This is a genomic window from Bacillus sp. LR_5 (assembly GCF_042709275.1).
Genome location: NZ_JAVAXX010000307.1, coordinates 1 through 6,927, shown reverse-complemented (window position 1 = coordinate 6,927; position 6,927 = coordinate 1). Strand labels below are relative to the sequence as shown.

The window sequence follows — 6,927 nt, the reverse complement described above, 5'->3', positions numbered from 1 at the left end:
GTCACCCGCGAGGACTATTTACACTATTTTTCACCGAATTTTGGGAGCGTTTCTCTTACTATGGTATGAGAGCAATCTTGCTTTACTATCTGTATACAGAGACGGTAAACGGAGGGCTTGGCTTTGACAAAGGCACAGCAGTTGCCATTATGTCGATTTACGGTTCTCTCGTATACATGTCCACTATTATTGGCGGATGGCTTGCTGACCGGGTATTCGGAACCGCAAACACCGTGTTTTACGGCGGCATATTCATTATGTTCGGCCACATTGCACTCGCCTATCCGGGCAGCGCGACAGCATTCTATATCAGCATGGTGCTTATCATTATCGGAACAGGCTTATTAAAACCAAACGTTTCAAGCGTGGTTGGAGATCTTTACACGAAAGAAGACCCGCGCCGCGACTCAGGTTTTAGTATTTTCTACATGGGGATTAACCTTGGCGGTTTACTCGCGCCGTTAATTGTCGGAACACTCGGACAGAAGTACAACTATCATCTCGGCTTCGGAACTGCCGCTGTTGGAATGCTTCTCGGACTTATCGTATTTGCTCTGACAAGAAAGAATAACCTCGGGCTTGCAGGCTCAAATGTGCCGAATCCGTTGTCTAAAAAATCTGCGATTGGTACTGGAATCGGTGTTATCATTGTGGCAATCGCAGTGATTTTCTCTGTACAAACAGGCATGCTGACGATCAATGGTTTCATCAACCTTGTAAGTATTCTCGGTATTTTGATTCCTATTGTTTATTTCATCATCATGTTTACAAGCAAAAAAGCGGACAAAACAGAAAAATCTCGTCTTGCCGCTTACATCCCTTTGTTTATCGGTGCTGTCATGTTCTGGGCCATTCAGGAACAGGGAGCGACCATTCTTGCGGTTTACGCTGATGAACGCATAAGGCTTTCATTGGGTGGATTAGAACTTCAGTCATCTTGGTTCCAATCATTAAATCCATTGTTTGTTGTCATTTTTGCGCCAATTTTTGCGTGGCTATGGATGAAGCTTGGCAAACGCCAGCCGTCCACGCCAGTTAAATTCTCAATCGGAATTATTCTAGCTGGCTTGTCATTTATCATTATGGTATTCCCTGCAATGCAAGGAAAAGAAGCACTCGTAAGCCCGCTTTGGCTCGTTCTCAGCTTCCTGCTTGTCGTGCTTGGAGAGCTGTGTCTGTCTCCAGTCGGTTTATCCGTAACAACGAAACTGGCGCCAGCTGCATTCTCTGCACAGACAATGAGTATGTGGTTTCTGACTAACGCAGCAGCCCAAGCGATCAATGCCCAAGTAGCCGGATTATTTGATAAAATTCCTGAAACAACCTACTTCGGCACCATCGGTTTGATATCTATCGTACTTGGCGGCATTCTCCTGCTGCTTTCGCCGATTATCAAACGCGCGATGAAAGGGGTCTTATAATAAGAAACAGCCCGCAGATTTTGATCTGCGGGCTGTTTTTTTATTTGTCCATCCATTTGCTGAAGCTTTGATCAAAGGCTTGCGGTTCTTCCAGCATCGGCTGATGGCCGCTCTTCTCAAAAATAACCTTCTCCACATGGGGATATAAACCGGCAACAGCATCCCAGAGTGTAACAGGCGCAACTAGATAATCATATCTTCCTAAGCCGATGTAAACCGGCACTTGAACATCAGCTAACCTCTGAATAAGATCAAGCTGGGCAAATGTATGCCCCCATAATTCATCAATAATCGGCATATTCGTGAAAACACCGTCCCATAAAGCAGCAGCATGCGGCCGCTCTTGATAAAAGCTTTTCGCTTCAGCGCGAATACACATGTGCACAAAGCGTCTCTCGGGATCTTTTTTGATGTCCAGCGGCAAATTCACGATATCTTTTTCAAAGCGTTTTTTTCTCTCAAGACTGGCTGTCTCCATGAAAAACGATTCACTTTTTCGCTGTCTTGCTTCACTGTTATCAGGTGCAGTGTTGAAAAGCGCAACCTTCCGGACATGTTCAGGATATGTCCTGGCATATTCTAAAGCCATAAATGCGTGTCCAGAATGACCCAAGATGACCACATCCTCAAGCTGAAGAGACGTTCTCAGCCTTTCAATATCGGCCAAAACAGCTTCAAGCCTCAGATCTTCTGTCCGCAATTCCCGCTTTGGCTTGGCAAATCCTCTGTGATCAGCAAATATCCATTGATATTTCTGTTTGATATCTGAGGAAAAAAGACGCGGGTAGTAAACCGCACTTCCGATCACAAGGATGGGTGCGCCCTCTCCCTCGATTCGATAAGATAAATCAAAACCGTCTGAGTGACAGATTCCCGTACGTTCCATTTCTCACGCCCCCTTTGTTTTCATTATATAAAATAAAAGCCTGACGCATGGCGTCAGGCTTTCGATATTACCGTTTTAATTCCTCAAGCGTCTTTTCCCATCTGTTCAGCACCTCTTCAGGGCTGTGAAGCTGGATACGGACACCAGAAGTCAAACCAGCATATTTCGCCACATCCTCCTTCACTGAAACGATGCGGCAGGCAAAACGGTCTCTGTCATATTCGGCTTCTTTCAGAGGCGGCAAAGGCTCGCATTGCAGCTTCACATAATGAGCGGCTCCCTTCCACCATGCCGTGAACTGCGCTTTTCCTGTGCGAAGGATGTTGGCTGCAGTCGCTGTGTTTTTCCACAGAGCGATTCGGATATCTGTTCGGCTCAGAGCGATGATTTCTCCCGCGCTGATCATAGCGGCGTGCGGCCAGCCGTCCTCCGCTATCGTTTGCAGAACGAAAGCCTCATGCTGCTTCTCATTCAAGCGATTCCCGTCAAGCAGCTCAAAGAGGCGGTCTGACATACAGTTCACGCTGATCAAGCCTTTCGTTCCGGCACAGCCGGAACTTCAATTGCTGTTTCTGTTTCCTTCGGATCAATTTTAAACGCTGGATTGTATTTCGCCGGATTTGTAATACTTTCCGGCTCACAGGATCTCCATGTGAAAAAACATGTTTGACACTGATAAACTTCCCATGCGCCTTCTACAGGCGATTTGCTCATGACTTCTCCCTTTTTCGAATCGCAACGAGGACATGTATGCATTTCGATCATCCTTTCCTTATTTATTCATTAAGTCCATTAGTTTTTGTTCCCATTCTTTCGTTGTTAATGGTGAATCAAGCGGCTGTGAATAATGGCCTCTTGTTTCCGGCGCAACCGGTGTAGTGGCGTCAAGAATCATTTTGTGAGTGATTCCTGATGGATTAGATCCCGGGTCAAGCGGCAGGACAGATAAGTCTGGAATGATGACCGCATCGTGCTTCGGATGCATTTTGGTCGAAAGCGCCCACATGACCTGCGGCAGGTTGAATGGATCGACATCCTCGTCAACGACAATGACCATTTTGCAGTAGCCGAGTCCGTGCGGTGTTGTGAGCGCGCGCATGCCGACTGCTTTCGCAAATCCGCCATAGCGTGTTTTTGTGGAAACAATCGCGATCAAACCGTGTGTGTACATGGCGTTCACAGCCACAATTTCATTCGGATACGCTTCTTTTAACTGCTGATAAAGCGGCACACAAGTGTTAATGCCAATCATGTAATCGCATTCTGTCCAAGGCATGCCTAAGTATAAATGTTCAAAAATCGGATTGTTTCTATGATACACTCGTTTAATTTTAATAATCGGCATGCTGCGTCCGCCGGAATAATGGCCTGTGAACTCACCGAACGGGCCTTCATATTCACGCTCTCCGGCAATGATTTCACCTTCAAGCACTACTTCAGCGCCCCATGGAACATCAAGATCAGACAGCTTAGATTTCACGATGCGATATGGTTCACCTTGAATTGCGCCTGCCATTTCGTATTCTGATTGATCATAAAGAAGCGGAGTCGATGCCGCCGTTGTTATGACCGGCTCACAGCCGAGCGCAATGGTGACCGGAAGATTGATGCCGCGTTCTTCAGCTTGACGCAGATGGATCGCAATATCGTGCTGCGGCACAGGCTGAATGCCAAGGCGGTCTTTTCCTTTGACCTGCATTCTGTAAATCCCGACGTTTTGTTTGCCGAAATTCTCAGGATCTTCAAGATCGCGGGAAATGACACATGCTTTGTCTAGATAGTAACCGCCGTCTCCTTGGTTAATTCTGAAAAGAGGCAGTATATCGAACAAATTGATATCTTCTGTAATTTCATTTTCATGAAACGGCGCTGATTCCTCACGTTTGACCGGCATCGGAAACTGGTCATAACGTTTCGCAAATTCAAAAAACTGTTCTTTCACCGGCGTGTCTTTCGGCATGCCCAGCATCATTGCATGGTTCGGCCAGGAGCCGATCACATTCATCGCAATTTGCGCGTTGTGATAGCCATAAATGTTATTAAATAAGAGCGCGGGGCTTTTATCGCCAAGATTGCTGGCTGCGCGTGCTGCAGCCCCTATATCCGGCTCCGGCTTTACCTCTTCATTCACTGTTAGCAGCTGTCCTTCTTTTTCAAGGGCAGCGAGAAATTCTCTGAAATCTTGATAAGCCATGATCAAGCTCCTCCTTTTTGTTTTTCAATCCCATTCCAGCGTTTCGCTTCAGGAAGGCGAATGCCGAATTGGTCCAACGTTCTGAATACAATATGGTCAACCATTTCCTCTAAGCTGCTCGGCTGATTATAAAATGCCGGCATCGGAGGAAGAATGATGGTACCCATTTTCGTAAGCGCTAGCATATTTTCGAGATGAATCTGGTTCAAAGGCGTCTCTCTCGTTAAGAGGACGAGTTTTTTTCTCTCCTTGAGCATGACATCCGCCGCACGCGTCAGCAGATTATCCGCCATCCCGGTGCGAATGCTTGCGAGAGATTTCATGCTGCATGGCGCAACAATCATTCCATCGGTATCAAACGACCCGCTTGAAATGGCTGCCGCCTGGTCCTTATGCGAATACGTGTATGTGGCCAGTTGTTCTACTTCTTTTAAGGTATAGCCTGTTTCGTGTTTGATCGTGACGTTAGCCCAAGGAGACACGACGAGATGGGTTTCTACTTCGGCCGCCTTCAGCCACTCCAGCAGCCTGACCCCGAAAATAGCCCCTGTTGCCCCTGTCATTCCGACAACGAGTTTCACTTTGCCCCCTCCTTTACGCTTGAATTCTGCTTTCATTTCCATCATACTCCTGATATATCCATATGAAAAATATCTGTTAAATCTATATTTAATACCTAAAAGGTATAGTTAGGAGGCACTTTCTTTTGGACATTCGCCAGCTTCGATATTTCATTACCATTGCCCAAGAACAGAAAATCACGTCCGCCGCCAAAAAACTCCACATGGCGCAGCCGCCTTTAAGCAGGCAGCTGAAACAGCTGGAGGATGAGCTAGGTGTTGTTCTGTTTGACCGGAATAAGAAAAAACAAATGACGCTTACATATGAAGGAACTGTTTTTCTGAAAAGAGCCAAGGAGATTCTGCATAGGTTTGAGGATGCCGTCATCGAGGTACAAGAGCTGAAGGAGGAGGTAGCCGGCACGCTGGCAGTGGGTTCAACGATTTATTGCGCGGCTCTGATGCTTGAAAAAGTAACACAGATCAAAGAGAGATACCCGCACCTCACCTTTAATATTTGGGAGAATGAGCCTGCGACACTGTTAGAGCTGCTGGAAAGCCGTCAAATCGATGCTGCGGTCACGACGACACTGATCAAAAGCGATACAGTTCAATTCAAACAGCTTGATGATATTCCATGTGTGCTCGTGCTTTCAGAAGAAGCCGGGTATCCGTGTGGTGACACCATTAAAATGGAGGACATTCCTTCTTTTCCGCTGATTCTGCTGCGGCCTGTCAACGGAAAAGGCGTCTATAATCAGGTCATGAATGAATTTCATCGTTTGAATCTGGAGCCGCGCATTGTTTGCGAATGCCACGATTCCGCAACTTTGCTCAGTCTCGTCTCATCCGGATTCGGCGCGTCCATTCTGCCCGTCACGATGATTCCCGTCCATATGAGAAACCACGTTCACACCGTCCATATCGAAAACAATCCCTTCATTATGACACCGGCAGTCATGTGGAGAACAGACAGTTATTTGCCAAAACCGGTACAGCAATTTTTGGATTTGTTTTAAAAGATTTTGCCTTATGAAAACCAAATACTTGACTCATACTAAAAAAAAGTTATCCTTTAGATTTGTAAGCTAATTTTTTATTTCAATAAAATCAACCAGAAAAGTGGGGAATAAGATGAAAAAAGCATTATTGGCTTTATTCATGGTCGTAAGCATTGCCGTTCTCGCAGCTTGCGGAGCAGGAAATGACAATCAGTCAAAAGATAACGCCAAAGATGGCGATCTTTGGGCTTCTATTAAGAAAAAAGGTGTGCTGACAGTCGGTACGGAAGGAACATATGAACCGTTCACTTACCACGACAAAGACACTGACAAGCTGACTGGCTATGATGTGGAAGTCATCACAGAAGTCGCAAAACGCCTGGGACTGAAAGTCGACTTTAAGGAAACGCAATGGGACAGCATGTTTGCCGGCCTGAATTCCAAACGGTTTGACGTCATTGCCAACCAAGTCGGAAAAACAGATCGTGAAGACAAATATGATTTCTCAGATAAATACACAACATCAAGAGCCGTTGTCGTGACGAAAAAAGACAACAACGATATTAAGTCAGAAGCAGATGTAAAAGGAAAAACATCAGCTCAATCACTGACAAGCAACTACAACAAATTAGCTACAGATGCCGGCGCGAAAGTAGAAGGTGTTGAAGGCTTGGCACAATCCCTTCAATTGATCCAGCAAGGCCGCGTCGATATGACATACAACGATAAGCTTGCCGTATTGAACTACTTAAAAACATCAGGCAACAAAAACGTGAAAATCGCGTTTGAAACAGGCGATCCTCAGGAAACGTACTTCACGTTCCGCAAAGGAAGCGGCGAGATTGTTGATCAAGTCAACAAAGCT

General features: G+C 46.0%; 8 protein-coding genes. 3 read left to right on the top strand and 5 right to left on the bottom strand.

What is annotated here, in order from left to right; genetic code table 11:
- On the top strand, positions 1-1,421 hold a 1,421-nt coding region (locus RAC86_RS32750), incomplete at its 5' end, for a peptide MFS transporter (protein ID WP_377886501.1).
- Between the two features lie 40 nt (positions 1,422-1,461).
- Here the strand turns inward: RAC86_RS32750 and RAC86_RS32745 are convergent.
- The 5 genes from RAC86_RS32745 to RAC86_RS32725 form a co-directional block, all read right to left on the bottom strand.
- Positions 1,462-2,307, bottom strand: a complete 846-nt coding sequence (locus tag RAC86_RS32745; protein ID WP_014112638.1) for an alpha/beta fold hydrolase — start codon at positions 2,305-2,307, stop codon at positions 1,462-1,464.
- 67 nt (positions 2,308-2,374) lie between these two features.
- Entirely contained in the window at positions 2,375-2,839 is a 465-nt protein-coding gene (locus RAC86_RS32740; RefSeq protein ID WP_072565736.1) for a pyridoxamine 5'-phosphate oxidase family protein, read from the bottom strand.
- Complete coding sequence (gene bsdD / locus RAC86_RS32735) at positions 2,836-3,063, bottom strand: phenolic acid decarboxylase subunit BsdD (RefSeq protein WP_019257455.1); 228 nt, start codon at positions 3,061-3,063, stop codon at positions 2,836-2,838. The genes RAC86_RS32740 and bsdD overlap by 4 nt, the downstream gene beginning before the upstream one ends.
- Before the next feature lie 16 nt (positions 3,064-3,079).
- Complete coding sequence (gene bsdC / locus RAC86_RS32730) at positions 3,080-4,501, bottom strand: phenolic acid decarboxylase BsdC (protein ID WP_014112635.1); 1,422 nt, start codon at positions 4,499-4,501, stop codon at positions 3,080-3,082.
- A 2-nt stretch (positions 4,502-4,503) separates the two neighbouring features.
- The gene (locus RAC86_RS32725; RefSeq protein ID WP_029316764.1) at positions 4,504-5,118 is read right to left on the bottom strand and encodes a non-oxidative hydroxyarylic acid decarboxylases subunit B; all 615 of its coding nucleotides are present in this window, start codon (positions 5,116-5,118) and stop codon (positions 4,504-4,506) included.
- 89 nt (positions 5,119-5,207) lie between these two features.
- Between RAC86_RS32725 and bsdA the strand changes: the two genes are divergently transcribed.
- Both bsdA and tcyA read left to right on the top strand, forming a co-directional pair.
- The gene (bsdA, locus tag RAC86_RS32720) at positions 5,208-6,080 is read left to right on the top strand and encodes a transcriptional regulator BsdA (RefSeq protein ID WP_014112633.1); all 873 of its coding nucleotides are present in this window, start codon (positions 5,208-5,210) and stop codon (positions 6,078-6,080) included.
- A gap of 115 nt (positions 6,081-6,195) precedes the next feature.
- The coding region (gene tcyA / locus RAC86_RS32715; RefSeq protein WP_377886499.1) for a cystine ABC transporter substrate-binding lipoprotein TcyA at positions 6,196-6,927 on the top strand (732 nt) is incomplete at its 3' end.